Raw genomic sequence first — 26,882 nt, 5'->3', positions numbered from 1 at the left:
ATTTGCCTCGCTAGGACGCTTGACGCACAATTTGTCGCAATGCAACATCCTGGCGGATTCGCGGCCCGCAGGCCGGCCTTCCTGCGCATGGCGTTGATGGCAGCGCTAGCGTGGACCGGCGCCGCAATGGCCCAGGCCACCGCTGGCGGCACGATCACGCTCGTGGTGCCGTACCCGCCCGGCGGCGTCTCCGATGTCCTCGCCCGGGGCGTCGCGCCGGCTCTGGCCGATGCCGTGGGCCGTCCCGTGGTGGTGGAGAACATCACCGGTGCAAGCGGTTCGATCGGCGCCGCCCGGATGCTGCAGGGCCCGCCCGACGGTTCACGCATCCTGGTGGGCTCGGCCACCGAGACGGTGCTGGCGCCGCTGACCATCAAGTCGCTCAGGTACCAGGCCACCGATTTCAGGCTGCTCGCGCTGATCTACAGCGCACCCATGGCCCTGTATGCCCGGCCGGATCTGGATGCGCGCTCGGTGGACGAGCTGGCCGCGCTGGCCACCCGCCGCGCCGCCAGGCCGCTGAGCTACGGCAGCCCGGGCACGGGCTCGCTCTACCACCTCGAGATGGAGAAGCTGCGCACCACGCTGGGCATCGAGGCCCTGCATGTTCCCTACCGCGGTGGCGCGCCCATGCTGCAGGACCTGATGGCCGGCGTCATCGACTTCACGCTGCTGCCGCAGGACAACGTGCTGGGCGCCATGGTCGACGGCGGCAAGCTGCGCATGCTGGGCGTGACGGCCGACCACCGCAGCGCACGCCGCGCGGATGTCCCGACGCTGGACGAGAGCCTGCGCGCGCGGGGCTTCGGTCATCCGACCGTGTGGGTCGGTCTGTTCGTGCCGCAGGCCATGCCCGATGCGTCGACCGCGCAGCTGCATCGCACGCTCGTGCAGGTGCTCGCGCAGTCGCAGACGCGCCTGGCGCTGGAGGCCACCGGCGGGACGGTGCCGGCGGCCATGAATCTCGTGCAGGTGCAGGCTTTCTATGCGCAGGAAGTCCGCAGCCTGCAGGACATGGCCAGGTCGGCGGATGTGCAGCCCAACTGAGCAGCCCTTCGCCGCGAACCGCCGGGGCCGGGAGACGTGCCATGGCGCATGACGGCGCATTCACCGGCCCGCCGCACATCCACTTCGACTCGCGCGCCATGCAGCCGGAGCAGGCCGCTGAGTTCTGGCGCGACTCGCTCTCGCGCAGCTGGGAGATGGACATCGAAGCGCACCACGCGCCCGCCTTCCAGGCCGAAGTCTCCATGTGGAGGCTGGACACCCTCATCGTGGGAACCAGCATCTTCGGCCCCATGCAGACGCGGATGCGGCGCGAGGCGAACATCCGCCGCGACCAGCTGGACCACTACCGGCTGATCCTGTTGCGCGAGGGACAGTTCCATTGCGATGCCGCCGGACAGGAAGTGTCGCTGACCCCAGGGCGCTTCGTGCTCACCGACATGGCCCGGCCGGAGTCCAACGCCTCCTGCTGCAGCAGCACGATCCTCTACATCCCGCGCGACCTGCTGGAACGGGCCCTGCCGCGGCCGGTGCGGCTGCACGGCGCGTCTCCCGCCGACGCATGCGCCGGCCTGCTGGCCCACCACCTCTCGGCGCTGGTCCAGGGCCTTCCCGGGATATCGGGCGCCGAGGCGCCCCATCTCATGCAGGCCACGGTGAGCCTGCTGGCGGCCAGCCTGGCGCAGAGCCCGGACAACCTCGAGGCGGCGCGCCCGGCCATCGAGTCGGTGCTGCTGCGGCGCGCGCGCCAGCACATCGAGCAGAACCTGGCCGACGAGAACCTGGGCACCGACGCGATCTGCGCGCAGTTGCGCATCTCGCGCTCGGGCCTGTACCGGCTGTTCGCGGGATTGGGCGGCGTGGCGGAGTACATCAAGGAGCGCCGGCTGGCGCGCGTGCACGGCATCCTGAGCGGCACGCACGAGCGCCAGAACATCGCCCGGCTGGCACAGGATCACGGATTCAAGAGCGCCAGCCACTTCAGCCGCGCCTTCCGCCAGCAGTTCGGCTACAGCCCCAGTGACGCGGCGAGCCAGAGTCCGCCAACCGCGAACCCGAAGATCGAGGCGCCTTCCGCAAGCCGCTTCGACCGATGGCTGGGAACGCTGTCCGATCGCAGCCATGTCGGTGACTGAATACAGTCAGTGAGCATAGGACCCAAAAGCCCTTTCGTAACTTGTCGACCTATGAGGCGCTAAACGCTCTTGCGACAGCACGGGCACCGGGTCCTTGCGTATCGGCAGCGACATTCCGCGGATGGGCTCAACTTCGCCCTCAGGGCTGCGAAGTCCGAATATGCGTCGCCCGACGAAACTCGATGCGTTGGGATCGCGAGGCGCTTTTTTGGAATGAAGCGTGAATCAGTATTCATTCTTATTTTCTACGATCTGCGCCAGCTGCATTAGGTAGTCGCTACCCGAAATCCACAACCTGATATTCCAAATGACGCCTTCCGCAATAGGACCGCGCGCCCGTTACTAAGCACGTCGCCATCGTCGGCGCTGGCATAGGCGGCCTCAGCGTTGCTCAGCGCTGGCCGCTGCGCGGGCCCAGCGTCACCGCATAGTGGTCTAGCAGGTCCGACCGCACGCGCTTCTCGCTTCGGGCGCTCTTCAGCGCCGGGTAGTGCCCGGCCGTCACCACCGCGCCGCCGAGCGTCCACCGGCTGACTTCGATCAGGTGGTCCGCCGGCGGCGGCTGGTGGGGGTTCGGCATCGAACAGACCCGCCATGTCGGCCTGCCAATGCCCGAAGCGATCAGCCGGCGGCAGCGCGCGGTTGGAGTAGTCCGCGCGCGGAACTGCCGCACGAAGGCTTTCGATGGGGCGGTCCCGCGCGCCGGCGGTCGGCGCGGTGGTTTCGGTGGTCATGCGAGGGCTCGATCCGGTCATGCCTTGCTCCAGGAGATGGATGCGGCACACACACAGGCGCGCTTGCGTCGGCGCAACTGTCGTGGCCCGCGCTCCTGCGAACAAATATTCGTTGGGTATGCGGCCATAAGCGCGGGATCTACCTCGCCGCGGCCGTCACTCGCCCTTGATCCCGGCGTCGCTCACGAGCTTCCTGTACATCGCCGCCTCCTCGCGCAGCGTCCTGGAGAACTCCGCGGCGTTCGAGCCCACCGGGACCACGCCGCGCTCGCGCAGCTTGGCCTCGGTGTCGGGCAGGCGCAGGTAGGCCTGGATCTCCTTCGACAGCTTGTCGACGATGGCCTGCGGCGTGCCCGCGGGCGCCATCACGCCGTGCCAGGGGTTCATCTCGAAGCCCTTGACCGTCTGGCCGATGGGCGGGAGATCCGGCGCGAAGAAGGCGGGCTTCGCGGTCGACACGCCCAGCGCGCGCAGCTTGCCCGACTGCACCTGCGGCCACGAGGTCGCGGCCGCGTCCATGGACGCATCCACCTGGCCGCCGATCAGGTCGGTGAGCATCGGGGCCGAGCCCTTGTAGGGCACGTGGACCATCGAGGTGCCGGTCTTCTGCAGGAACAGCTCCATGCCGATGTGCAGCGCCGAGCCCGCGCCCGAGGAGCCGTAGGTGAGCTTGCCGGGGTTGGCCTTGAGGTAGGCGATGAACTCCGGCAGCGTCTGGGCCGGCACCTTCTGCGGATTGACCACCAGGATCAGCGGCGTGATGCCCACCATCGAGATCGCGGCGAAGTCCTTCACCGGATCGTAGGGAAAGGCCTCGGGCCGCACGGCCGGGTTGATGGCGTTGGCGGCCACGTTGCCCATGCCGATGGTGTAGCCGTCGGGCGCGGCCTTCGCGACCACCGCCATGCCCACGCTCGAGCCTGCGCCGGGCCGGTTGTCGACCACCACGGGCTGGCCCCATTTGGTCTGCAGGTGCTCGGCGATCATGCGCGCCATCGCGTCGGCGGCGCCGCCGGCCGGCACCGGCACGATGAACTTGATGGGCTTGGACGGGTACGCCGCCTGGGCCTGGGCCTGGGCCTGGCCCGGCGCCGGCAGCAATGCGCAGCAGGCCAGCGCCGCGCCCAGGAAGGCGCGCTTGGTGGGGGTGGAAAGGGTCATGGCGTGTTGTCTCCGCGAGTCGTGGTGATGGGCGTGGATTCCGCTTGCCGGAACCCGGTGATGTAGCGGCCGGCAGTGCGCTGCGAGTGAGCGGCGAGCAGGCCCGGACGACGTGCGCCGCCGGTAGGCGCGCAAGGTCTCATCCAAAGAAACTTTCGGGACGCGCATGCGGCCTTCACGGCCTCATGGTTATTGGGCGCGACCGAGCATGGGCGCGCCCTGACGGAGCGCTCGATGTCGAGCGACCGGTTCGGGACACGGAGGCTCCCATGCGACTTCTCCCGGCCCTCGGGGCTGCCATCGGCACCCTGGCTCTGTCGTCCGTCCATGCCCAGTCCTACCTCGAGATTGACGGCCTCGGCGCCAAGGCACCGCCCGTGGCCCGCTACACGGCGGCCCAGCGCGTGGAAGCCGCCGACTCCCGGCTGCAGCAAGGCAGCACGGCCGCGCGCAGGCTGTACGGCAGCGACCTTCATGCGCCGGTCCCGGTGGTGACGGCCACGGCCGCCGAACGCCGGGCGGCCGCACAGGCACGCTGGAACGAAATCAGCGCGCTCAACAAGGCTGGCCTCCTTCCGCTGTCCAGCGACCTGGACTACCCGCCGGGTGCATCCGGGGTGCCGCGCACAACGCGCTGATCCGTTCTTGAAGATTCATCGGCCGGCTCCGGCGGCCGCCCAGGCGGCCAGGGCCGCGCGGGCGCGCCGCGCCAGTTCGTCGCGGGCGATGCCCGGCGTGTAGAGCGAGCCGCCCAGGCCGGCGCCGCAGGCCCCGGCCCGGCGGAACGCCGCGAGGTTGTCCGCGTCGACGCCACCCACCGCAAAGAGCTCGACGCCCACGGGCAGCACCGCGCGCCAGGCCTTGAAGCTGGCGGGCGCCAGCACGTCGGCCGGAAAGAGCTTCAGCCCGTGCGCACCCGCGGCCAGGGCCTCGAAGGCTTCCGACACGGTGGCCACGCCCGGCATGGCGTACAGGCCGCGCGACACCGCCCGGCGGATCACCTCGACGTTGCGGTTGGGCGCGAGCGCGATGCGCGCGCCAGCATCGGCCACCGCATCCACCTGTGCCGCATCGAGCACGGTGCCGGCGCCGACCAGCGCCTCGCCGTCAAGGTGCCGCGCGAGCATTCCGATGCTGGCGAGCGGATCGGGCGAATTGAGCGGCACCTCCAGCGTGCGGATGCCCGCCTCGACCAGCGTGTCGGCCACGCCGACGCATTCCTGCGGCCGGATGCCGCGCAGAATGGCCACCACCGGATGCGCCAGCAGGTGCTGCCGCGTCGCCGCGAGCGCCGCGTCGTTCATGTCAGCAGCCTGGCCGCCTGCGCCACCAGCCACAGGCCGCGCGTGGTCGCGTCCTCGCGCGCGCGCCGGGCGCCCAGGCCCGCCACCTCGAGCGCCGCGGCGTAGCGGTCGCACAGGTCGTCGTCGCCGATCAGCGTGATCTCGCTGCTGCCGGGCATCGGTTGGCGGTGCGCGAAGGCGCCGGCGATCTCGATGCCGATGAGCAGGCCCGAGAGGTAGTCCGGCAGGCCTTCCGGCGGCACGGTGCCCATGAGGCCGGCCGTGCGCGCGGCGAAGATGACGTGCGTGGCCAGCGCATGGCCGGCCAGGCCTTCCTTCACGCCGGCGACGAAGTGCTGCGGATGCGACTCGCCGAACTTCATCAGCCGGCCCAGGATGCCGTGCTTGGTCAGCAGGCCGTAGAGCTCGCCGGTCATGAAGGTCTGGAAGCGCTTGACGCTGCCGCCTTCGCCCACCCAGGCCCACTTGCTGTGGGTGCCGGGCAGCAGCGCGCAGGCGCCCGGGGCCAGGTCGGCGCCCCAGATCTGCGTTTCCTCGCCGCGCATCACGTCGTGGCGGCCGCCTTCGTGCTGCGCGCGCAGGCCCGGCACGATGTGCAGCGTGCGCGGGCCGGCCTCGCCGTCGCCGGCCACTTCCACCTGCGTGAGCTGCGCCGCCACCTGCCCAATGGAGGCCGGGCACGGCACGTAGGCGGCTTCCTTCCAGCCCTGGCGGCTGCCGATCATGCCGCTGGCCACCAGCGGCGCGTCCAGGGTCTGCATCCAGTCGCCGGCCACGGCGCGCAACTGCTGCGCGAAGCGGCCCTCCTGCACGGCCATGATGCCGCCGGGCGCGCTGCGCGTCTCGATGACGGCGCCTTCGCCGTCCAGCAGCGACGCGCGCAGGTTGGAGGTGCCCCAGTCGATGGCGATGAGGCGGGCTTTCGTGTTGTCGTTCATTCTTTGCTCAGGTCTTCAATAGGCGGGCTTGGTGGAGAACCAGCCCGGGCGTGCGCGGTCCAGGTACGGGTCCTGGATCACGGTGGTCTGGCGCGCGGCGATGCGTTCGAAGTCGGGCTCCACGCCCAGGCCGGGGCCGGTGGGCAGCGCGAAGGCGCCTTCCTCGATGCAGGGCGGGCGCAGCACGATGTCGTCCAGCAGGTAGGCGCGCTCGGAGTCGATGGAGATCGACATGTTCGGAATGCTGGCCGCCAGGTGCACGTAGGCGGACTGCGAGAAGCCCAGCTCGCCGCCGCTGTGCAGCGTGACGGGGATGCCCGCCGCCTCGGCGATGGCCGCGGCCTTGATCGTCTGCCACAGGCCGCCGATCTCGTGTGGGTCCAGCAGGATCACGTCGGCGGCGCCGGCGCGCACGATGTTGCCCACGTCGGCCAGCGTGTAGGCCGACTCGTCCAGCGCCACCGGCACCGGCTGCGCGCGGCGCAGGTGCGCATGGCCCTCCAGGTCGTCCAGCTCCAGCGGCTGTTCGACGTACTGCAGGTCGTAGCCGCGTAGTTTCTCCAGCATGCGGCGTGCGGTGCCGGGCGTCCAGGCGCTGTTCACGTCGGCACGCAGCGCATGGCTGCCGCACACGGTGCGCACTGCCTCCACGTTCGTGAGGTCGCTGGCCTCCGTCATGCCGATCTTGACCTTGAAGCTGCGGTAGCCGGCGTCGAGGAAGCGTCGGGTCGAATCGGCGAGCGCCTTCGCGTCGGTGCCGAAGAGGTAGGCCGACACCTCGACCTGCCGGCGGAACGCGCCACCCCACAGCGCATGAAGCGGCTCGCGCAGCTGGCGGCCGCGCGCGTCCCACATGGCCATCTCGACGGCGGCCATCGCCATCACGACAGCGCGCTTGTGGTGGTAGTAGCCGGCGCCCAGCACGTGGCGGGTGAAGGCTTCCACGTCGCGCGCGGTGTGCGACAGCGCGATCGGCTGAACCGTCTTCACCAGCACCGGCTCGATGAATTCCAGCAGGCAGATGGTCTCGCCGTAGCCCTTGGTGCCGTCGGCCAGCGTGATCTCCACCACCAGCCGCGTGGCGGCCGGGCGGCTGCCCGAACCCCAGGCCAACGGCTGCCTGAAGGGCATGGCCACACGCCAGTGCCGGAAGCCCACGATGCGGGCCAGATCGTCCTGCATGGCCGCGTTCATGCGCGCACCTTCCGGCGAACGAACTGGAACACGTCCCGGGCCGGCTCGATGCCCAGCCCCGGCCCTTCGGGCAGCACGAAGTGCGCGGCCTCGCAGCGCATGGTGGTCTTCACGTACTTCAGGTTGCGGTCGAAGATCGAGTGCTGGTACTCGTGCATCGCGCAGTTGGGCAGCGCCGCGGCGGCATGCAGGCTGGCGGCCTGGAAGACGCCCAGCCCGATGCTGGCATGCGGGATCACCTGCATGTGGAAGGCGTTGGCCATGCGGCCGATCTGCATGAACTGGCTCAGGCCGATGTGGCCCATCTCCGGCTGCACGATGGACATGGAGCGCCGCTCCATGCGCGGCCGGTACTCGTACACGGTGCGCCATTCCTCGCCCAGGGCCAGCGGCACGCGGATGCTGGCGCCCACGTGGGCCTGGCCCTCGATGTCCTCGGGCTGGCACGGGGCCTCGATGAACCAGGGGTTGAAGGGCATCAGCCGGTCGGCCAGCTGGATCGCCTCCTGCGCGCTGAACTTCCAGTGCAGGTCCACGGCGATGCGGGCCTGGGGGCCGAGGCCCTCGCGCAGCGCACGCATCTCCTCGACGATGCCGTCGAAGGACACGGCCGAATGGAACTTGAAGGCATCGAAGCCCTGGGCCGCGAAGCGGCGCGCCGTCTCCACGCGCCCTTCCATGGTCGCGCCAGGCACGCCGGACACGTAGCAGGGAATGCGCTCGCGCCGCTGGCCACCCAGGAGCTTGACCACCGGCTGGCCCACGAGCTTGCCGAACAGGTCCCACAGCGCGATGTCCAGGCCTGCGATGGCGTCCACGTAGAAGCCGCCGAAGAAGCCGCGCACGCGCATCAGGTCGTACAGGTCTTCCTGGATCACCACCGGATCGCGCGGATCGCGGCCCGTCACCACCGGGCCGAGCACGTCGTCGATGATGCTGGTCACTGCGTCGGGCGCGATGATCCCGTAGGTCTCCCCCCAGCCCACCGTGCCGTCCTCGGCCGTGACCTTGATGAGCACCGACATGTCGGTGCTCGGGTAGATCGCGCGGTTGCCCTGGCGCACCAGGTAGCCGCGCTCGTTGATGCGCTCGCCCGGACCGAGCGGCCCCAGGTAGGGCACCTCGCGCGGGATGGAGATGATGAAGGACTCGACGCTGCGGATCGTCGGGAACGCGCTCATGGGTGTTCTCCTGTCACAGCCGGCGGCCGCCGGCCTGGAAGAGATGGGCCTGCGCGGGGTCGAAGGCCAGGCCGACGTGGGCACCGGCGCCCACCTTGGAGTCACCGCCCACCTTGGCGATCACGTTCTGGCCGGCGGCCTTCACGTGGAAGTAGGTCTCGCCGCCCAGGCGCTCGACCACCCTCACCTCGCCGCGCAGGCTGGCCTCGTTCGGCGCCACCACCGCCAGGTGTTCGGGGCGGATGCCGAAGCTCAGCGCCGTGCCCGCCTCCACCGCCGTGCCGCAGGGCGCCGTGACGCGCATGCCGTCGGCCAGCGCTACTTCCAGGCCCGCGCCCGCGTGCGCCAGCGGCTGGGCCGGCAGCAGGTTCATCTTGGGCGAGCCGATGAAGCCGGCCACGAACTCGTTGGCGGGCTTCGTGTACAGGTCCAGCGGCGCGCCCACCTGCTCGATGCGGCCGTCGCGCAGCACCACGATCTTGTCGGCCAGCGTCATGGCCTCCACCTGGTCGTGCGTGACGTAGATGACGGTCTTGTTCAGCTGCGTCTTGATGTTGGCCAGCTCCACGCGCATCTCCACGCGCAGGGCGGCGTCCAGGTTCGACAGCGGCTCGTCGAAGAGGAAGAGGCGCGGCTCGCGCACGATGGCACGGCCGATGGCCACCCGCTGGCGCTGCCCGCCCGAGAGGTCGCGCGGACGGCGGCCCAGCAGGTGCTCGATCTGCAGGGTGCGCGCCGCGGCCTTGACCTTGCGCTCGATCTGCGCCGGATCGGTCTTGGCGATCTTCAGGCCAAAGCCCATGTTCTGCTGAACCGTCATGTGCGGGTACAGGGCGTACGACTGGAACACCATCGCGATGCCGCGCCGGGCCGGCTGGTGGTCGGTGACGTCGTCGCGGTCGATCAGGATGCTGCCGTCGCTGCATTCCTCCAGCCCCGCGATCATGCGCAGCAGCGTGGACTTGCCGCAGCCCGAGGGGCCGACGAAGACGCAGAACTCGCCGTCCTCGACCTTCAGGTCGATGCCGCGGATGATGTGCGCGTCGTCGAAGCGCTTGTCGACCTGACGGAGTTCAAGCTGCGCCATGGGCCGCCTCCTCGACTTCGCGAACGCCGTCGATCACGCGCTGGGGCAGCAGCAGGTCGCTCATGTCCTGCATGAAGGCGTCCACGTCTTCGCGGTCGCGCGCGTCCAGCAGCGGGCCGGCCATGCGCTGGCCTTCGTGCGCGATCAGGCCGCGCTTCTTCAGCACGTACTTGGTCAGCGACCAGCGGAACACCGCCTGGATGTTGAGCACCGGCAGCATGCGCGTGAACAGGCGCCGCACCGAATCGGCGTCGCCCGCGCGGTGCGCGGCGAAGAGCGCCACGTGCACCTCGGCCAGCTCGATGGCGGGCATGGTGCCGCAGGCGCCGCGGCGCAGCTCGTCGGTGATGTAGCGGCCCCCTGCCCCGCCCAGCACGCCGATCAGCGTGGCGGGCGCCTGCGCGCGGATGGCGCTCAGGCGCTGGCCGCTGGGCAGGGTTTCTTCCTTCACGTAGCGCACGGCCGGCACGGCCTTGAGGATCTCGACGATGGCCTCGGGCTCCAGACCGGCACCGACCGGCGCCGGCACGTTCTGCAGCATCAGCGGCACACCGGGCACGGCCTGCGCGATCAGGCCCAGGCGCTTGATCTGGCCGGCCACGCTGTCGATGTCCGGCGGCGCGGCCACCATCAGCGCGGCGGCGCCGGCCTGCGCCGCGTTCTGGGCCAGGCGCAGCACGGCGGCGCTGTCGCCGGCGGAGATGCCGATCACCACCGGCACCGCGCCGGCCACTTCGTCGAGCAGCGCGCGGCTGGCGGTGATGCGCTCCTGCTCGCTCAGCTTGGCGAACTCGCTGGCAACGCCCGGGTAGGTCATGCCGTCCACGCGGCAGGCGACGAGGTAGCGCGCCAGCCGGCGCAGCGAGGCCAGGTCGACCTGGCCGTCGGCGTCGAAGGGCGTGGGCAGCACGGGAAACACGCCCGTGATGGAGGAGGAAGAGAAAGCTTGGGTCATGCGTCAGTCGTTCGTTCGTCGGTTCAGTCGTTGGAGAGCGCGACGGGCTTGCGGCCCCACCACGCGCGGATCTTGGGAGAGATGAGTGCCGAGGGCGCCAGCGAGGTCAGGCCGCCGTCCACCGGCAGGTCGATGCCGCTCACGAAGGCCGATTCGTCGCTGGCCAGGTAGACTGCGGCATGGGCCACGTCCTGCGGCTCGCCCACGCGGCCCACCGGGTAGGCCTCGGTGTCCAGGCGCAGGTCGGCGGCCGAGCGGCCGGCCCGCGTGTTCGGGGTCATGATCAAACCCGGCGAGATCGCGTTGCAGCGAATGCCGTGCGGGCCGTACTCCACCGCGATCTGCTTGGTGAGCGCGCGCACCCCGCCCTTGGCCGCGGTGTAGGCCGCGAGGTTGGGGTTGGCCACGATCTGGTTGACCGAGGCCAGGTTGACGATGCTGCCGCGGCCGGCCTGCATCATGTGCGGCAGCACCGCGCGGCAGGCGCGGAACACCGAAGAGAGCGCCATGTCGATGGTGCCGTCCCACTGCGCGTCGTTGCAGTCGTGCACCGGGCGCTCGGTGTAGGCCACCGCGTTGTTCACCAGGATGTCGATGCGCCCGAAGCGCGCGGCGGCGCGCTCCACCGTGGCGATGATGGCGGCGCGGTCGCTCACGTCGACCGTCTCCACCACCTGCTCGGGCAGGCGCCGGCCCAGCTCGAAGGCCAGCTCGGCGTCGCGCTCCAGCGCCACCACGCGGCAGCCCTGCGCGGCGAATGCCAGGGCGATCGCCTCGCCGATGCCGCGGCCGGCGCCGGTGACGATGGCCACCTTGTCCTTGAGACGGGTCATGACTTCACCGCCCCGGCCGTCAGGCCCTGGATGAAGAAGCGCTGCAGGAAGGCGAAGCCGACCACCACCGGCAGCGAGCTCACGATGGAGGCCGCCATCGCGCCGCCCCAGTCGCTCTTGCTCTCGCCCACGTAGCTCAGCAGCAGGCCGGGGCCCACGGTGCGCAGCTGCGGGTCGGTGATGAGGGTGAGCGAGAACAGCAGGTCGTTCCAGGCCCACATGAAGGAGTACAGGCCCACCGTCACCAGCGCCGGCATGGCCAGAGGCAGCACGATGCGGTGCAGGATGTACAGCTCGCCCGCGCCGTCGGCGCGCGCCGCCTCGATGATTTCCGTGGGGATGTTCACGAAGTAGCTGTAGAGCATGTAGGTGCCGCTGGGCAGCGCCAGGATGATGTAGGCAACCACCAGGCCCAGTCGCGTGTTCAGCACGCCCGCCCACTGCAGGATCGGGTAGAGGCTGATCAGCATCATCGCGAAGGGGAACATCTGCGCCGAGAGCATCAGGAACATCAGCGGCTTGCGTCCGCGGTAGCGGAACTTGGCGAAACTGTAGGCCGCATAAGTGGCCAGCACCACCGTCAGGATGGCGCCGCCGCCGGCGGTGATCAGGCTGTTCTTCAACTGCTCGATGAGTTCGCCGCGGCTCCACAGGCTGCTGAAGTTCGCCAGCGTGGACGCATGCGGCCACAGCGTGGGAATGCGCACGAAGACCTCGCCTTCGGGCTTAATGGCCGTCAGGCCCATCCACGCCAGCGGCAGGAACAGGAAACCCGCGATCACCGCGAAGCCGGACCAGAAGACGAGGCGCGCTCGCCATGTCAGGAGTTGGAGCATGGAAATCAGGCCTCGCGCTTGAAGAGGATGCGCAGGTAGAACACGGTGGGAATGGCGATGGTGATGAACCACAGCACGCCGACGGCGCAGGCGGTGCCCATGTCCCAGTTCTGGAAGGCCTGTTTGTAGACCTCCACCGAGAGCATGGTGGTCGACTTGATCGGCCCGCCCTGCGTGAGCGCGTAGATCACGTCGAAGGCCTGCAGGTTGCCCATGGCGCCCAGGATGGTGACGATGATCATGGTGGGCGCCAGGTGCGGCAGCACCACGTAGCGCAGCACGCCGGTGTTCTCGCAGCCGTCCACGCGGGCGGCGTCGACCTGGTCCTGCGACACGCCCTGCAGGCCCGCCAGGAAGAAGGCCATGAAAAGCGGCACCGACAGCCAGGCCTTGGTGACGATCACCGCCGCCATCGCGCCGCCGCTCTCGGCCAGCCAGGTGATGGGCTCGCGGATCAGGCCCAGCTGCAGCAGGATCGCGTTGAGCACGCCGTACTGGCCGTTGAAGATCCAGGCCGCCAGGAAGGCCGTGACCGTGGTGGGCAGTACCCAGGGCAACAGCGAGGCCGCGCGCACGAAGCCGCGGCCCTTGAAGCGCTGGTTGAGCATCAGCGCCCAGGCCAGCCCCAGCACGAAGGTCAGAGCCGTCGTGGCCACCACGAAGATGGCGGTGTTGATCCACACGACGCCGGTGTCGCCGTCGGCCAGCAGCCGCCTGAAGTTCTCCAGCCCGACGAAGGCGGGCTTGTCCATGTCGATGGTGAACTTGTAGAGCGAGAGCCGCAGCGATTCCAGGAAGGGAAAGAGGATGACTGCGATGAAGGCGATCAGCGTGGGCGCCACCAGCAGCAGGCCGGCGCGCCGCTCGTGGCGCTTGAGGCGCCCGGCGCGCCGGCGCGGCGCCGGCTCGATGGCCGGCGGCACGGCCGGCACGGAGGTGGTGGTGTTCACGCCTTGGGTGCCTCGGCGAGCTTGGCCTCGAGGCGCCTGGCCATGTTCTCGATGGCCGCCTGGGCGCTCTTCTGGCCCAGCAGCGCGCCCTGCACTTCCTCGCCCACGATGGTGGTGAGGTCGGCGGAGTTGGGCCACATTGCCGTCTCGTCCAGCTGGGCCGAGCGTGCGGCGTGCGACCAGGTGCTGACGTACGGGTCCTGCGCGAGCTGGGCCAGCGCGCTGTTGGTGACCGGGAACAGGCCCAGCTCGTTGAAGAGCTTGAGCTGGTTCGCGTCGTCCAGCGCGAGGTGGTCCATCAGGCGGTAGGCCGGCGCCTTCGGGTCCATCGAGGTCTTTCCGGCGCCGAAGTTGGCGAGGATGTGGCCCCAGGCGATGGACTGCGGCGCGTCGCCCTTGCGCAGCACCGGCGTGGCCATGGCCAGCACGTTGACGTCGAACTCGGCGCCCTTGCCCGAGTTGTTGCGCGCGAAGGCGCGGGCCAGCGGCGCGTCCTGGTAGAAGGCGGTGGCGCCTTGCACGAACATGCGGCGCGCATCGGGACGGTCGATGTCCTTGGCGGCCAGGCCGTCCTTGACCAGGTCGGTCATGAAGCCCAGTGCGCGCACGCCGGCGGCGCTGTTCACCGCCACCTTGCCCTGCGCGTCGAACAGGCGCCCGCCGAAGGTCCAGAGCCAGGCCTGGAAGTCGGGGCTCATGGTGTTGTTGTTCTTGGTGGCCATGGCGTAGGGGACGCTCGCCGGGTTGGCCTTCTTCACCGCCTTGAGCGTTTCCAGGAAGGCGTCGACGGTGGCGGGCAGCGTGGCCACGCCAACGTCCTTCAGCACCTTGGCGTTGGCCACCATGCCGATGGAGGCCGCCGTCCAGGGCATGCCCAGCTGCTTGCCGCGGTACTGCCCCAGGCGCAGCACGCCCGGGTCGATGCGCTTGGCCAAGGTGCCCTTGCCGTAGACCTGGTCCAGGTCAACCAGCCGGCCGCCCGAGGCGAACTGCGGCAGCCAGCGCTCGTTGAGCTGCACCACGTCCACCGCCTGGCCTGAGCGCAGGCGTAAAAGCGTGTTCTGCTGCACCTGGCCCCAGGGGAAGCCGACCACGTCCAGCTTCACGTCCGGGTTGGCCTTGCGGAAGGACTCGAACATGGCCGTGAGGGTCGGCTTGCTGGCGGCTTCGTCCTGCGACCAGCCGATGTAGGCGAGCGTCTTGCTCTGGGCCCAGGCGGGTAGGCTGCCGAGCATGGAGGCGGCGGCCAGGGATTGCGTGAAGTGGCGACGGTTGATCATGCTTCGAGGTCTCCTTTGTGTTCCAATCATCGGAACTATATGACGAGGCGGACTTTATGGTTCGGAATTGTTCCATCCAATGGTAGTTTCCCTAGCCGGAGTGATTCGGCGAGCGCGAAAAATGAAACCAATCGCCTGTAGACTGGCTTTTGGCGTGCATTGGCGCGCGCACTCAGTCGCCCATGGAAGCTCAAGACAACAAAAACCAGGAGGCGGAAGCCTCGGCCGCCGGCGGTGTCGGCGTGCTTGAAAAGGCCATGGGCCTGCTCAACATCGTCTCGGCCGCGCCGGTGCCGATGACCTTCACCGAACTGCTGCGCAGCGCCGGCCTGCCCAAGGCCACGCTGCACCGCATGCTGGGCACCCTCACCCGCGAGGGGCTGCTGCGTCGCGACAACTACACCAAGACATTTCGCCTGGGCTTCCGGCTGCTGCAACTGGCGCACGAGGTCTGGAGCGACTTCGACTTGCGCCTGGCGGCCAAGGACGAAATGATTGCGCTGCGAGACGAGACCGGCGAGTCGGTGCTGCTGGTGGGCCTGGACGGCGACCACGTGGTGCTGGTGGCCAGCGAAGAGGCCGGACGCGACCTGCCCATGCGCCTGGCTTCCAAGGTGGGGTTTCGGATGCCGGTGCACGCGACGGCCGGCGGCAAAGCCATCGCCGCCTACATGGATCCGCAGCGGCGCCTGGCCATGCTCGACGCCACCCGGCCGCTGGAGGCCTTCACCCCGGCCACCATCACCGACCTGAACGCGCTGCAAAGCGAGCTGGACCTGACCCGCGCGCGCGGCTACGCCATCGAATACCTGGAGCACGAGGACGGCGTGGTCGCCATCGCCGCGCCCATCCTGGACATCGAGTCGCGGCCCATCGGCGCCATCATCATCAGCTCGCGCGTGGAGCGCACCAACCAGGCGCGGGTGCACGGCCTGTCCTCGCCGGTCATCGGCACCGCGCGGCGCATCTCGCACAACGCCGGCGGGGAGACCATGTCCATCAACCCGCGCGAGCTGCCGCGCGAATCGGAAAGCCTGCAGGTCGACTGCCTCACCGACTCGCGCGCCCTGCTGGGCGAAGGGCCCTGCTGGTCGCCGCGCGACGGCGTGCTGTACTGGGTGGACATCCTCACCCCGTCCATCCACAGCTTCGACCTGCGCAGCGCCCAGGACAGCGAATACAAGCTCGGCTCCATGGTCAGCTGCGCCGTGCCCAAGAGCACCGGCGGCCTGCTGGTCGCCACCCCCGGCGGCCTGATGACCTTCGACAGCGAGAGCAAGCGCCTCTCGCTGCTGTGCCACCCCGAGTCGGAGCGCCCGGGCAACCGCTACAACGACGGCAAGTGCGACCGCATGGGGCGCCTGTGGGTAGGCACGCTGGACATGGGCGCCGCGGCCAACCGCGGCAACCTGTTCCGGGTGGAGTCCGACGGCTCGTGGAAGAAGATGGACAGCGGCTTCACCGTGGCCAACGGCCTGGGCTGGAGTCCGGACAACCGGCTCATGTACTTTGCCGACTCGGCGCGCCGCATCATCTACGTCTACGACTTCGACCTGCGCGCCGGCACGGTGAGCAACCGCCGCCCCTTCGTGACCTTCGAGACCAACGACGGCACGCCCGACGGCCTCACGGTGGACGAGGAAGGCTGCGTCTGGGTGGCGGTATGGGACGCCTGGCGCGTCTCGCGCTATTCGCCCGAGGGCAAGGAGCTGCTGCGCATCCGCGTGCCGGTGCCCCGCCCCACCAGCTGCTGCTTCGGCGGCCCCGACCTGGACACCCTGTACATCACCAGCGCCTCGGTGCGCCTGAACGAGCAGGCGCTGAAGGCCGCCCCCCTGTCCGGCGCCCTTTTCGCCGTGCGGGTGCCCGGCGTGCGCGGACTGCCCGAGACCGCCTTCGCCGGCTGAGCATAAAAAATGCGCCGCGCCGCGAGACGCGGCGGGCGCATGAAAAGGCCGCCCGGGGCGAACCTTGGAGGAATTGCGTTGGCGCGCCGGCTATTCGAGCCGGATGTCGCTGGCGCGCACCACTTCGCCCCAGCGGGCGGTCTCGCGCTGCACGAACTCGCGCAGCTGCGCCGTGGTGCTGGCCTCGGGCGCCACGCCGAAGCCGCTGAATTTCTCGCGCACCGTGCCCTCGGCGAGCACCTCGCGCAGCAGCGCCGAGAAACGCTCCACGCCCGCCGGCGGCACCTTGCGCGCCGCAAAGAGCGCGGCCCAGCCGGTGATGACGAAGTCATTGCCCAGGCTGCGCAGCAGCGGCACCTCGGGCAGCGCCGGATCCGGCTGGGCGGAGGTGACCGCCAGGGCCCGCAGCCGCCCGCCGCGGATCAGCTGCATGGCCACCGGCAGGTTGACCATGCCCAGCTGCACCGTGCCCGCCACCACGTCGGGCAGCAGCACGCTGTCTCCCTTGTAGGGAACGGGCAGCAGGGGCAGGCCCAGTCGCCGGTTCATCAGGGCGGTGGCCAGGTGCGAGAGCGTTCCCACGCCGCTGTTGCCCACCGACAGCTCAGCCGTCCTGGCCTGGCGCACCAGCTGGTCCAGCGACTTCAGGGACCCGTCGGCCGCCGTCACGATGGCCAGAGGCTGCGAGGACAGCATGCCGATGGGCTGCAGGTCGCGCTGCACGTCGTAGTTCAGGTCCTTGCGCAGGGCCGGCAGGATGGTCATGGTGGTGCTGCCCATGAGCAGCAGGTGGTCGTCGGCGCTGGCGCACACCATCTGCGTGCCGGTGACGCCGCCGCCCCCGGGGCGGTTGTCCACCACCAGCGGCTGGCCCAGGCGCGCGGCGATGGCCTCGCCCACGATGCGCACCGAGCCGTTGCCCGCGCCGCCCGGGGCGAACGGCACCACCACCGTCACCGGCCGCGTCGGCCACTCGCCCTGGGCGCGCGCGGCCAGCGGCAGCGCCACCAGGCCGGCGGCCAGTCGGTTGAAATCCCTTCGATGCAGGCGATGGCGCATGGTCAGGCCCTTTGCTGGTCCGTTCAGAAATAGTGTCGCAGGCCGACGTCGTAGCCGGTGCCGTTGATCTTGATGATCGAGCCGGTGGAGGGCTGCCAGCCGCGGATGCCATAGGCGTAGTCCCCTGCCCGCTTGTCGTTGGTGGCTTCGCCATAGACGACGGTGCGCTTGGACAGGAAGTAGAAGGCGCCCATGGCGACGCGGTCCTGGATCGAGTTGCCATCGGCCTCGGTGTGCGAGTAGCTCGCCTTGAGCTGCCACGGGCCCACAGGCACCAGCACGCCGACCATGCCGTTGCGCATCTTCTGGTCGAAGGTGTTGCGGCCTTCGCCGAAGCCGGCGAACAAGCGCGCCACGTTGAAGTCGTACTGGCCCGAGACGTAGCTCCAGTTGTCGTTGACCTTGGACGGGTTGAGCGTCGAGATGCCCAGCTGCAGCGGGCCGCTGGCGTAGATGACCGAGGCCGAGTAGGGCTTGTTGCCCGTCGGGTCGGCACCCTCGCGCATCGCGCCCTGGGCCCGGAATGTGAAGGACCCCAGCGTGTAGGCCCAGTTGATGGAGTTGTTGGTGCGCACCGTGTCGATCTGGCCGGGGCCGCCGTTGGCCTGCGAGATGCCGCCGCGCGCGCCGTAGCCGGCGGGCAGGCCGTCCTGGCCGAAGGGGTCGGCACCGGCTTCCACGTAGTGGCTGGCATTGACTTCGCGACCCAGCGTCACGCGGCCGAAGAAGCCTTCCAGGCCCACCGTGGAACGTCCGCTGAAGAAGGCCGAGGGGTTGTACTGGGTGCCGTCGTCCGGGTTGAACTGGTGCTCCAGCTGGAAGATGGCCTTTAACCCGCCGCCCAGGTCCTCGGCGCCCCGGAAACCCAGCCGGCTGGTCGCGCCGGTGTTCATGATCGTGCCGCGCGAGGGGCCGTCGTACTGGCCCACGGCCACGTCGATGAGGCCATAGATGGTCACCGAGGACTGGGCGGAGGCGGGAAGGGCCAGCCCAGCGAGGCTGGCTGTCAGCGCGGTCATGGCAGAGAGGGCAAAAGGATTCTTGCGGACGCGGGGAAAGAGCTGGTGTCTCATGTAGGTCTCATTGGATGGAACAGCGCGAACTCTATTGAGTCCGTCTGTACCATTCATTGGTACTTACACCGAGTGTTGGATTATGGCAGTTTCATTCAAAGAAACTTGACAAATGCACCAACAGATCGGCGTCAGCCCGCCCGCGCAAACCGACAAACACGCGACGTGCTTGCTCGTCGGCGCATGGCGCCCTGCAGCACGGCGTTGGGTTCGGCGCCCGGAACCCTATGGCCGCATGCCCACCAGATCCCGCGCATGCGCGAGCAGCCTCGCCTTGAGCGTGGCGCTGTCCTCGGTCACGAAGTTCAGGGCCACCTGCGGCAGCTGGGACTTGCAATAGGCGATGAAGTCGCCGGCCAGGAATGAGGCGAGCGTGGATGCCATGCCGAAGCTCGTCGGCCTGCGTGGGCCGCACGCCGCGCGCACTGAGATGCAGCAGGGTGACCCCAGCCCGCTCTCCAGCTCGGCGATCTGCTGGCTCAGCGCCGGCTGCGCCACGGAGACCGTGGTCGCCGCGCGGGAGAAGCTGCCGGCGTCGACGATCTTGACGAAAGTAGTTCAGGTGGCGCAGCTTGATGGCGAGACGCCTGCGGACGATGTCGCCGCGGATTCTGCGCGGCTTCCGGCGTGTGCGCGACTGCTAGTCCAGTCCGCCGGGCACTTCCGAGTCACGCGGCCGCAGCGGCGGCCCCAGGTACACGATGCCCCAGCGGCGGCCGAAATCCTCCAGTTCCGCTGCCGGCGCACCCGCGCGGCATGCGACGCACAGCTCGTCGAAGAACGCATTCGCATCGAAGGCCGGCTGGATGAAGACCTGCTGGCGCGCGGGCGTTCCGGTGACGTTCACGAAGGCGCGCGCCGCGCCGCCGGGCACGCTCACCAGGTCGCCGCGCCGGGCGATGAAGCGCTTGCCCTCCACCTCGAACAGGTAACGGCCCGTGATGATCTCGAACACCTCGGCCGCAGCGCGCCGGTACAGCGGCGGCCCGCCGCCCTCGGCATGGGAGGTTTCCACGACCGTGGGCAGGCCGAGGTCAGGGCCCAGAAGGCCGACGCGAACGCGCGCAGTGAGGCCGAAGGCAGGCACGCGGAACAGCGGCTCGTCGCGCGAGGCGCGCGCACTGCTCAGCAGGTCGCGCATGGGCCACCTCCAGCAAGCAAGGCGGGTGGATGGCGCGGGCAGTCGAACGCAGGCAAGAACATGGAATCGATCGTAGGGGCGGCGCCGCGGCGCAGGTTCCTGCGGCGTCCCACTTCATGCCGGGATGTCCCCGGCACTGGCGCTGCACCGGTCATCCGGGTGCGCGGGAGATCCGGGGCCCGTCCGCGTGACCATTCTTGGCGCAATCGATTCCACCGCAATTGCGCCGGCAACCCAGCCGTTGACGCTGCGTCCCGCTCCGTTTTCAAGCGCACAGCCTGCACCGAACGCGTATGCAAGAAGCGAGACGCGGGAGAAACACCCGCAGGGAGCCACGCCTAACCTTCGTGCAGCAGTCAGGCAATGGCCTGGCGCCTTCGAATCCCTCCGTTTCCACACTTCAGGACGACCGGTCATGAACGCCATCCGACCCTTTCGAATTCCACTTGCTGCGCTGGCCCTGGTTGGCGCCGCGCTGCTGGGCACCGGCGCCGCGTGCGCCGGCGGCAGCCTTCCCGTCCACGACGTCAACGGCGTGATCTACGTGAGCGGTGGCGTGGGCAAGGACGAATCGACCTTCCTGCGCAGCGTGCAGACGCAATGGCCGGCCAGCTTCGAGTTCGCGGCGCGCGCCGGGCAGAAGTCGGACTTCGTCGCCGGCGTGGTCGTCTCGTTGTTCGACGCCCAGGGCCGCGCGCTGCTCGACCAGGTCGTGACCGACGGCCCGATGATGCTGGCGCGCCTGGCGCCCGGCCGCTACAAGGTCCAGGCCACGCTGGACGGCCGCACCCTCACCCGCGACATCGACGTGCCCCGCACGGGCACCTCGCACAACCTCTTCCTCTGGCCGCAGGGCACGGACATGGCCAGTGCCGGCTGAGCCGCGCAGCAGCCGGTCGTCGACGCGCAAGCACCGCACATGGGCACTCTGCTGACCTTCTCTGCGTTCCTGGCGTTCACCGCCGCCAACTGGGCCGTCGGCGCCGATGCCGCCATGGTGGCCGGCCTGGTGGTGTCGTTCGCGCTGCTGCTGCGCAACTGGAACCGGGACGCCCGGCGCGAACCGGCCGTCTTCGACCTCAGCGTGTTCCTTCTCTTCTCGGTGCTGGCCCTGTACGACGGCTTCGGCGAGCCGTTGTGGTCGGCGACCGGCGTGCAGGTGCGCGTCGAGGCCGGCATCTTGCTCGCGATCTTCGGCGCGATGCTGGCGGGCCGGCCCGCCACCCTTCCCGCCGTGCGCGAGCTGCTGTCCCAGCCAGGACGCGCCGATGCCGGGTTCATCGCCCTGAACAACGTGCTGTCGGCGGCCTGGGCATGCGCCTTCGCCGTGATGATCGCCGGCGAGCTGCTGGGCCAGTCCTTGCCCGACAGCGATCCGCTCACCAGCTCGCTCGTCACCCTGGGCATGCTCAGCTGCGCGGAGTGCTTCTGCCGCTGGTACGTCGAGCGCCACCCGGGGCGTGGCCATCATGGCGCGGACTGAAGCCGCGATGGTCCTGCCGGGCAGACGTGAGGCCCGGCCGATGGCCTGGCCCGGCGGCGCGCGCATCCGCCTAGTCGCGCAGCGCGCGGATGCAGGAATAGAAGCTGGGCCCCGGTCCACCGCAGCGGGGGCCGCCAGCGGCACCATGGCCTGCGCGCTGCCGTGCCGCAGGTGGTTGGGGCTGTAGCCGTACTGGTCGCGAAAGGCGCGGCTGAAATGCGCGGCCGACTTGAAGCCATGGTCCTCGGCCAGGCGACCGATGGGCAGCCGCTGCGAAGGCTGCGCGAGCAGGCCGTGCAGCCCTGGCCAGCCGGCGCTCTTGATGAAGTTGGCCACGCCGCCGAGCGGCTCGAAGATGCGGTACAGGCGCGAGCGCGACACTGAGAAGAAGCCCGCGATCGAATCGGCGGACAGTTCCGGCTCGGTCAGGTGCAGATCGACGTAGCGGGCACAAGTGGCGCAGGAGCGTCGACAGCAGGTTGGCCGATGTGTCCTGCAGGCGCACGCCATGCAGGTCCAATGGGAAGGTCAAGGCCTCGTCGAGCATCTCGCGCGGCACCACGAGCACTATGTTGGAGCCGACCTCGAAGTCGAACTCCGCCGGGCGCGCCAGGTCGTGCAGCATCTTGCCCGGACGCACCACCTGGCGCTCCCCATGCGTGTCGCAGTGCAGGACGCCTTCCTGCTTCAGGATGAGGCGGTAGTGGTCCAGCTGATCGGCCCGCACGTGGCGTTCGAGCCGCATGGCGCGGTTGGCATCGAAAGCCCACCGTGCCAAGGAACACCTTGTCGTAGCGCCACCAGGCGCCGCTGAGCCGGTGCGGATAGTCGGACACCGACGCACCGGCCGACGAGGCCAGCGCGTCCGGCGTGACGTTGAACACCTCGCCGACGGCGCTTCGCCACCAGTCCAGGCGGGAGCGCACGGGAACTTCGCGCGAATCCGCGGAGAGCATCGGCACCGTCGGCATCCGGATGAGCACCTCCATGTGGCGGCCCTGCCCGGGCCGGCAGGCGCGATCACAACACCACGGGCGCGATTTGGCAATCCCCGCCAGGAGGGCAAGCCCGTGCCGCCGGCGTGAGCAGCAGCTTTCGGAAGGCTCAGGACGCGCCTTCGGGTGCGTGCCGCGCGGGGGCATTGGCCGCCACCGACCGCGCACGCGCCCAGCGCTCGAGCACCTGCGGTGCCTGCGACTCGTAGCGCGAGAGTTGCGTGCCGTCGCACAGCGGTGTGGTCAGCTCCAGCCGATGCCCCGAGGGATCGCTGAAGTAGATGGACAGGACGAAGCCATCGTGGTCCACCGGGCCCAGCACCTGCAGGCCTTGCGCCTGCAGTTCGGCCTTCGCCTGGTGCAGCACATCCGCGCTCTCGACCTGGAAGGCGAAGTGGTGGATCCATGCGGGCGAGGCCATGTCCTTGACCTCGCCGGGGGCGTCGGGGCACTCGAAGAAGGCGATGCTGCTGCCGTCCTGCGTCTCGAAGAAGATGTGGATGTGCGGGTTGTACTGCCCGGTGGACGGCACCACGTCCTGCGTGATCGCATGCGAGAACTTCAGGCCCAGCACGCCGCAGTAGAACTGTGTCGTTGCCACCGCATCCTGGCACCGGAAGGCCGCGTGATGGAGCTTCTTTCAGAGCATCGTGTTTCTCCTTGCTTGCTTGCTTGATTGATCGACTCGGCTATCGGGACGCCGCTTCGGGCGCGCGCAAGCTACGCCGGTCGAGCCAGCGCAGCACCGTCTCGGCGATGGCGTCGCTGTTGTCGTCGGCCATCAGCGCATGGCTGTTGCCATGGATGCCCCTCGAGGGCAGGTCCAGCCAGGTGCTGTCGACGCCGGCGTCCAGAAGGGCCTCGTGCCAGCGGCGCACCCGCGGCATAGATTCGGCCCAGAAGCGGTGCTGCGCGAGGTGGTCGCCCCACACGAAGAGGTGCGGCACGCCGCGCAGCATGCGCGCATCGCCCGCGAGCGGGTCCGGCGCGCCCGAGGGCTCCAGGGACACCACCGCCGCCACGCGCGCCGGCGCGTGCAGCGCCGCCCGCAGGCCGAACTGGCCGCCCTGGCTGTGCGTAAGGAGGATGGCGCGGTGGTCCTGGGTGGCCACCAGCAGGTCGTAGGCCGCCTGCGTGCGCTCGTCGTTGCAGGACCAGCGGGGGACGAACTGGCTCATGAAGGCTTCCATGTGCTCAGCCGGAAAGCGCAGGCCCGGATGCATGCGCCTGCGCGCCGGCTCCGGATGCCAGGAGCCCGCCGGCCCGAAGCGGAAGGTTTCCTCCCAGGCCTCCTTCGCTGTGCGGAAGTACGGTGCGCCTTCGTAGATCTCGGGCCAGGGCGCCCAGCCGGAACGGCCGCGCTCCACCGCATCGGACACGAGCACGTCGAAGCCCGCGCGAAGGAAGTACATCTGCCAGCCTGGACGGCCGTCGGGCGTGGTTTCCCAGTTGGTGCCGCACATGCCGCCGCCGTGCCACAGCAGCATCGGGTGCCTGCTGCGCGGGCGCGCCAGGCGCACGTACTGCACGTACATCTGGCCCGAGACGATCTCGCCGTTCGGGTCGACGGGATGCACGGCGCCGTTGGGTGTGCTCACGCGCCGGCGCCCCGGCATGCCGCGCAGCGTGGAAACGCGGCCGCCGATGTGGAAGCTGCCGATGTCGCGCACATCGATCGCGCCGGCGTTGCCGATGCCACCGCCGGCCGATCGCGAAGGATGCTTGGAGATTGCTGTCATGGTTTGAATTCTTGCGGTTGCGATGCGCGGCCGGTTTCGGCGGCGTCCCACTCGTTGGCACCGCGTGTCGACGGGAAAGTGAGGCAATGAGGGTGCCGCGCAGTTTGATGGGCGCTGCTTATGTCGCGCTGAAGCCCCGCGCAGCTCAAGCGCGCCGCCCTAGCGGGCAAGCCACGCGAGGAGGCAGCACCCCAGGAGCACGAGTGCGGCCAGCAGGTCGGTGGCCATGGCAGTCGTCTCAAGGCGGTTGCGGTGCGGCTGCAGCACATGGTTCACGCCGGCCAGGCCATAGAAGATGCCGCCGGCCAGGGCTGCTGAGAGACGCCAATCGGGCATCGCCAGGCTGGCGATGCCGAGCACGCCCAGCGCCAGGTTGGCGAAGCCGAGTTCGCGCACCAACAGCAGCGACTCATCGCTGCGCAGGCCCAGGATCACGCGCGCCGTGTAGGACGGCTGCAGCACCTGCCGCATGCCCGCCATGAAGAGCCGGCAGCCCACGGCCCAGAACACATACCACTTGGCCACCAGCAGCGGCGTGAAAGCGGCGCCGCCGTGCAGCCTCTCAGCCGCGACCGACACCGCGGGCAGGACAATCGTCAGCAGGGTCACGACGGCGTAGTACATGTCGGTGCAGGGAGTTCAATCGCGCAGCGAGCGCATCCACTGGTCGAGCGGCCTGCCACGGCCGGCACTGCGCAGTGCGACTGCCACGTCGGGCGCCATGGTCAGGCCGCGCAGGCGAACCTCGCCGGGGCTGTAGCCGTACTGCTCGCGAAAGGCACGGCTGAAATGCGTGGCGCTGCGAAAGCCGTGCGCCTGCGCGGTGCTGCCCAGGTGAACGCGGCCGGCGCTGCGCGCGAGCAGTTCATGCACCCGCGCAAGGCGACGCTCGCGGATGTACCGCGACACGCCACCCAGCGGTTCGAACATGCGGTAGAGCGCCGAGCGCGAGAGACCGAAGAAGCTGCACAGGTCTTCCGCCCCCAGTTGGGGCTCGCCCAGGTGCAGGTCGACGTAACGGCTCATCTGCCGCAGCACCATGGTCTGCGTGCTGGGCAGCGCGTGGTCCGCGGTGTCGCGCGACGGCACCAGGCTGGCCGCCAGCAGCTGCACCGTGGCGCGTGCGAGCGCCGGTACGTCGTCCGGCGCAAGCATGTCCAGGCGCTCGGCGTCCAGCAGGCGCAACTGGGCGGCCAGCAGCTGGGCCGTGACGCCCCCGGGACGCGCGCCATGCAGATCGAAGGGGCGCGGCAGCGCTTCGTCGAGCATCTCGCGCGGGATGTAGATCACGCGGTTCGCACCGGCCTCGGCCTCGAAGTTCTCGGGCCGCGCCAGGTCGGAGACGAACATCTCGCCCGGCCGGACGATGTGCACCTGGCCGTCCGAGTCCACGCGCATGCTGCCCTCGAGCAGCAGCATCAGGCGATAGTGGTCGACCTGGTCGTTGCGGATGTTCTGCGGGGTGCGGGACTGCACCCGCGCGGCATTGTCGCCACCGGCCAGCAGCAGCGGACCGAAGCGCCAGGCGGAGATGTCGAAGCGGCAATCCTGCGGCTGCAGGCGCTCGGGCAGGTCCAGCGTGTAGGTGTGGCCCATGGCCTCGCGCAGGCGCTCGAAGCGCGCGTGTGCTGGCACCTCACCCGAGTGCGCACGCAGCCGCGGCAGGCCGGAGCGCGGCGCCGGCCGGGCGGCCGCGCTGGTGCCGCAGGCGCGGGCGCGTCCTTCGGCCGAACGCGCCTGCGCGCAGCTGCGCAGCACGCCGCAGCTGCTGCAGAGCTGCGATGCTTCCGACGTGGATGGCGAGTGGACCAAGGCGGTACTGGACATGGCGCCAATGCTCCTGTCTGCGATCAGAAGGTGGCCTGGATGGTGCCGCCGCTGGCCAGCTGGCATTCGCCGGCGCCGCCGCCCTGCATGCCGCTTTCCGGACGGATCATGTGGAAGCGGCAGCGCATGCTGTCGCCGCCGGGGCTGCGCAGGTTGGCCACCACCTTGCCGCTGTACAGCGTGCTGAACGACATCGCGTCGAAGCCGCCGGGCGGGCCCCAGTAGGGCCAGTCGGTCCAGCCCGGCGCCCAGCCGTCCCACATCGGCGCCAGCGAGGTGGTGCTCTGCGTCTGCGTGATCTGGAAGAAACGGCCCTGGTAGGTGGCGGTGGGCAGCGTCGCGGTCATGCTGCCGTCGATGGAGCCGTCCTTGCTCGTCCACGAGAAGAGCACCGGAACGCTGGTCTTGCCGCTGCGAACCAGGTCGCCGCCGCCCATGCCGGTGGTGGTGCAGCCGGACAGGAGCGCCGCCCCGGCGCCGAGAAGAAGAACGAGAGGAAGAGCGGCCGCAGCCGCCTTGGTCTTGCTGTGCATGTGGTTCACCTGGATTGCGCGAGGGCCTTTTGATTGGATGGACGAGATGGTGCCGCCGGACTTGCGCCTGCGTTTCAGCGCGCGTCCCAGTTCTTTGCTGCTTGTCCCGCTGTCTTCCGGCTGCGCGGTTCCGAATGCCAGCGCCTGGGACAGCGCCGCACCACACGGGACGCAGCCGCAACTGCCCATGGCGGCGGCTCGGCACGATGACCCCACCAACTTCCATCAACCGCAATCCAAGGAAATCACCATGAAAGTCCAAGCCCGCAAACTCGTGATCGCCACCGCCTGCCTGGCCGCCGTGCTGAGCGCCTGCACCACGGCCTATGCGCTGTCGCACCCCAACTTCGAAGCCGCCGACGAGGCGATCGTGGCGGCGCTGCGGCACATCCGCAATGCGCAGCAGGTCAACGGCCCCACCTTCGGCGGCCACGCGGGCCGCGCGGAGCAGCTGCTGCAGGAGGCACGCACCGAACTGAGCATTGCCGACGAGTTCCATCGCGGCATCCGCTACTGAACGCGGCGCTGCCG

At 69.6% G+C, this 26,882-nt stretch carries 28 protein-coding genes and 3 pseudogenes; 8 read left to right on the top strand and 23 right to left on the bottom strand.

Features of this window, described 5'->3' with window-relative positions; translation table 11 throughout:
- Positions 1-39: 39 nt before the first annotated feature.
- Both BM345_RS18945 and BM345_RS18940 read left to right on the top strand, forming a co-directional pair.
- Positions 40-1,047: a Bug family tripartite tricarboxylate transporter substrate binding protein gene (locus BM345_RS18945; protein WP_175545066.1), complete on the top strand. Its 1,008-nt coding sequence runs from the start codon at positions 40-42 to the stop codon at positions 1,045-1,047.
- Positions 1,048-1,088: 41 nt separating this feature from the next.
- A complete protein-coding gene (locus BM345_RS18940) occupies positions 1,089-2,141 on the top strand; it encodes an AraC-like ligand-binding domain-containing protein (RefSeq protein WP_093382035.1) in 1,053 nt (350 codons plus the stop codon).
- A gap of 391 nt (positions 2,142-2,532) precedes the next feature.
- On the opposite strand, the gene BM345_RS18935 is transcribed toward BM345_RS18940, so the two are convergent.
- On the bottom strand, positions 2,533-2,721 hold the full coding sequence (locus tag BM345_RS18935; RefSeq protein WP_093382031.1) for a hypothetical protein: 189 nt from the start codon (positions 2,719-2,721) through the stop codon (positions 2,533-2,535).
- Positions 2,722-3,031: 310 nt separating this feature from the next.
- Positions 3,032-4,036, bottom strand: a complete 1,005-nt coding sequence (locus BM345_RS18930; RefSeq protein ID WP_093382028.1) for a Bug family tripartite tricarboxylate transporter substrate binding protein — start codon at positions 4,034-4,036, stop codon at positions 3,032-3,034.
- A 269-nt stretch (positions 4,037-4,305) separates the two neighbouring features.
- Between BM345_RS18930 and BM345_RS18925 the strand changes: the two genes are divergently transcribed.
- Positions 4,306-4,674 carry a hypothetical protein gene (locus BM345_RS18925; RefSeq protein ID WP_093382013.1) on the top strand — a complete coding sequence of 123 codons (369 nt, stop codon included), beginning with the start codon at positions 4,306-4,308 and terminating at the stop codon, positions 4,672-4,674.
- Positions 4,675-4,689: 15 nt separating this feature from the next.
- Here BM345_RS18925 and BM345_RS18920 read toward each other — a convergent pair whose 3' ends face one another.
- The 10 genes from BM345_RS18920 to BM345_RS18875 are packed head-to-tail and all read right to left on the bottom strand — an operon-like array spanning position 4,690 to position 14,594.
- The gene (locus tag BM345_RS18920) at positions 4,690-5,340 is read right to left on the bottom strand and encodes a 2-dehydro-3-deoxy-6-phosphogalactonate aldolase (protein WP_093382009.1); all 651 of its coding nucleotides are present in this window, start codon (positions 5,338-5,340) and stop codon (positions 4,690-4,692) included.
- A complete protein-coding gene (locus tag BM345_RS18915) occupies positions 5,337-6,278 on the bottom strand; it encodes a 2-dehydro-3-deoxygalactonokinase (protein WP_093382001.1) in 942 nt (313 codons plus the stop codon). Before BM345_RS18915 ends, BM345_RS18920 begins: the two co-directional genes overlap by 4 nt.
- A 15-nt stretch (positions 6,279-6,293) precedes the next feature.
- A complete protein-coding gene (locus BM345_RS18910; protein WP_093381998.1) occupies positions 6,294-7,472 on the bottom strand; it encodes a mandelate racemase/muconate lactonizing enzyme family protein in 1,179 nt (392 codons plus the stop codon).
- Positions 7,469-8,653, bottom strand: a complete 1,185-nt coding sequence (locus BM345_RS18905; RefSeq protein WP_093381995.1) for a mandelate racemase/muconate lactonizing enzyme family protein — start codon at positions 8,651-8,653, stop codon at positions 7,469-7,471. The genes BM345_RS18910 and BM345_RS18905 overlap by 4 nt, the downstream gene beginning before the upstream one ends.
- Positions 8,654-8,666: 13 nt before the next feature.
- On the bottom strand, positions 8,667-9,740 hold the full coding sequence (locus tag BM345_RS18900; RefSeq protein WP_093381992.1) for an ABC transporter ATP-binding protein: 1,074 nt from the start codon (positions 9,738-9,740) through the stop codon (positions 8,667-8,669).
- A complete protein-coding gene (locus BM345_RS18895; RefSeq protein ID WP_093381988.1) occupies positions 9,727-10,695 on the bottom strand; it encodes a dihydrodipicolinate synthase family protein in 969 nt (322 codons plus the stop codon). The genes BM345_RS18900 and BM345_RS18895 overlap by 14 nt, the downstream gene beginning before the upstream one ends.
- 23 nt (positions 10,696-10,718) lie before the next feature.
- Positions 10,719-11,528, bottom strand: a complete 810-nt coding sequence (locus BM345_RS18890; RefSeq protein WP_093381985.1) for an SDR family NAD(P)-dependent oxidoreductase — start codon at positions 11,526-11,528, stop codon at positions 10,719-10,721.
- Positions 11,525-12,364 (bottom strand): carbohydrate ABC transporter permease, encoded by an 840-nt coding sequence (locus tag BM345_RS18885; RefSeq protein ID WP_093381981.1) that lies wholly within the window; start codon positions 12,362-12,364, stop codon positions 11,525-11,527. The genes BM345_RS18890 and BM345_RS18885 overlap by 4 nt, the downstream gene beginning before the upstream one ends.
- Positions 12,365-12,369: 5 nt before the next feature.
- Positions 12,370-13,314, bottom strand: a complete 945-nt coding sequence (locus tag BM345_RS18880) for a carbohydrate ABC transporter permease (protein WP_093381979.1) — start codon at positions 13,312-13,314, stop codon at positions 12,370-12,372.
- Positions 13,311-14,594 (bottom strand): ABC transporter substrate-binding protein, encoded by a 1,284-nt coding sequence (locus tag BM345_RS18875; protein WP_175545065.1) that lies wholly within the window; start codon positions 14,592-14,594, stop codon positions 13,311-13,313. The genes BM345_RS18880 and BM345_RS18875 overlap by 4 nt, the downstream gene beginning before the upstream one ends.
- A gap of 182 nt (positions 14,595-14,776) precedes the next feature.
- Here BM345_RS18875 and BM345_RS18870 point away from each other — a divergent pair, with 182 nt between their 5' ends.
- Positions 14,777-16,501, top strand: coding sequence for an SMP-30/gluconolactonase/LRE family protein (locus BM345_RS18870; protein WP_254789809.1), 1,725 nt, complete (start codon positions 14,777-14,779; stop codon positions 16,499-16,501).
- A 90-nt stretch (positions 16,502-16,591) separates the two neighbouring features.
- Here BM345_RS18870 and BM345_RS18865 read toward each other — a convergent pair whose 3' ends face one another.
- The 5 genes and pseudogenes from BM345_RS18865 to BM345_RS18850 all read right to left on the bottom strand — a co-directional run bounded on the left by BM345_RS18865 (position 16,592) and on the right by BM345_RS18850 (position 19,774).
- Positions 16,592-17,560 carry a Bug family tripartite tricarboxylate transporter substrate binding protein gene (locus BM345_RS18865; RefSeq protein WP_093381969.1) on the bottom strand — a complete coding sequence of 323 codons (969 nt, stop codon included), beginning with the start codon at positions 17,558-17,560 and terminating at the stop codon, positions 16,592-16,594.
- A 23-nt stretch (positions 17,561-17,583) separates the two neighbouring features.
- Positions 17,584-18,579, bottom strand: coding sequence for a porin (locus BM345_RS18860; RefSeq protein WP_175545064.1), 996 nt, complete (start codon positions 18,577-18,579; stop codon positions 17,584-17,586).
- A 279-nt stretch (positions 18,580-18,858) separates the two neighbouring features.
- Positions 18,859-19,017 (bottom strand): hypothetical protein, encoded by a 159-nt coding sequence (locus tag BM345_RS30590; RefSeq protein WP_254789816.1) that lies wholly within the window; start codon positions 19,015-19,017, stop codon positions 18,859-18,861.
- A gap of 108 nt (positions 19,018-19,125) precedes the next feature.
- Positions 19,126-19,176, bottom strand: a pseudogene (locus tag BM345_RS30870) (hypothetical protein); the annotation flags it as partial.
- Between the two features lie 97 nt (positions 19,177-19,273).
- On the bottom strand, positions 19,274-19,774 hold the full coding sequence (locus BM345_RS18850; RefSeq protein WP_093381965.1) for a cupin domain-containing protein: 501 nt from the start codon (positions 19,772-19,774) through the stop codon (positions 19,274-19,276).
- Between the two features lie 415 nt (positions 19,775-20,189).
- Between BM345_RS18850 and BM345_RS30585 the strand changes: the two genes are divergently transcribed.
- Positions 20,190-20,654 carry a hypothetical protein gene (locus BM345_RS30585; RefSeq protein WP_254789808.1) on the top strand — a complete coding sequence of 155 codons (465 nt, stop codon included), beginning with the start codon at positions 20,190-20,192 and terminating at the stop codon, positions 20,652-20,654.
- A 39-nt stretch (positions 20,655-20,693) separates the two neighbouring features.
- The gene (locus BM345_RS30580; RefSeq protein ID WP_254789807.1) at positions 20,694-21,257 is read left to right on the top strand and encodes a hypothetical protein; all 564 of its coding nucleotides are present in this window, start codon (positions 20,694-20,696) and stop codon (positions 21,255-21,257) included.
- A 174-nt stretch (positions 21,258-21,431) separates the two neighbouring features.
- Here BM345_RS30580 and BM345_RS30865 read toward each other — a convergent pair.
- A pseudogene (locus tag BM345_RS30865) lies at positions 21,432-21,767 on the bottom strand (AraC family transcriptional regulator); the annotation flags it as partial.
- Here BM345_RS30865 and BM345_RS18840 point away from each other — a divergent pair.
- Positions 21,766-22,071: a hypothetical protein gene (locus BM345_RS18840; protein ID WP_093381957.1), complete on the top strand. Its 306-nt coding sequence runs from the start codon at positions 21,766-21,768 to the stop codon at positions 22,069-22,071. The pseudogene BM345_RS30865 and the gene BM345_RS18840 sit on opposite strands and share 2 nt — an antisense overlap.
- Before the next feature lie 290 nt (positions 22,072-22,361).
- Here the strand turns inward: BM345_RS18840 and BM345_RS18835 are convergent.
- From BM345_RS18835 to BM345_RS30415, 5 genes and pseudogenes are all read right to left on the bottom strand, one after another.
- Positions 22,362-22,877: pseudogene (locus BM345_RS18835) on the bottom strand (VOC family protein); the annotation flags it as partial.
- Between the two features lie 64 nt (positions 22,878-22,941).
- The gene (locus BM345_RS18830) at positions 22,942-23,991 is read right to left on the bottom strand and encodes an alpha/beta hydrolase (RefSeq protein WP_139237561.1); all 1,050 of its coding nucleotides are present in this window, start codon (positions 23,989-23,991) and stop codon (positions 22,942-22,944) included.
- A 159-nt stretch (positions 23,992-24,150) separates the two neighbouring features.
- On the bottom strand, positions 24,151-24,615 hold the full coding sequence (locus tag BM345_RS18825) for a DUF6790 family protein (protein WP_093381955.1): 465 nt from the start codon (positions 24,613-24,615) through the stop codon (positions 24,151-24,153).
- A 15-nt stretch (positions 24,616-24,630) separates the two neighbouring features.
- Positions 24,631-25,818 carry a helix-turn-helix domain-containing protein gene (locus tag BM345_RS18820; protein WP_175545063.1) on the bottom strand — a complete coding sequence of 396 codons (1,188 nt, stop codon included), beginning with the start codon at positions 25,816-25,818 and terminating at the stop codon, positions 24,631-24,633.
- 23 nt (positions 25,819-25,841) lie between these two features.
- Positions 25,842-26,351, bottom strand: a complete 510-nt coding sequence (locus BM345_RS30415) for a hypothetical protein (RefSeq protein ID WP_217654006.1) — start codon at positions 26,349-26,351, stop codon at positions 25,842-25,844.
- A gap of 250 nt (positions 26,352-26,601) precedes the next feature.
- Here BM345_RS30415 and BM345_RS29760 point away from each other — a divergent pair, with 250 nt between their 5' ends.
- A complete protein-coding gene (locus tag BM345_RS29760; RefSeq protein ID WP_139237560.1) occupies positions 26,602-26,868 on the top strand; it encodes a hypothetical protein in 267 nt (88 codons plus the stop codon).
- The last annotated feature ends 14 nt before the right edge of the window (positions 26,869-26,882 follow it).

Source organism: Variovorax sp. OV329 (assembly GCF_900114785.1).
GTDB lineage: Bacteria > Pseudomonadota > Gammaproteobacteria > Burkholderiales > Burkholderiaceae_C > Variovorax.
This window is presented reverse-complemented; position numbering and strand designations above follow the sequence as displayed.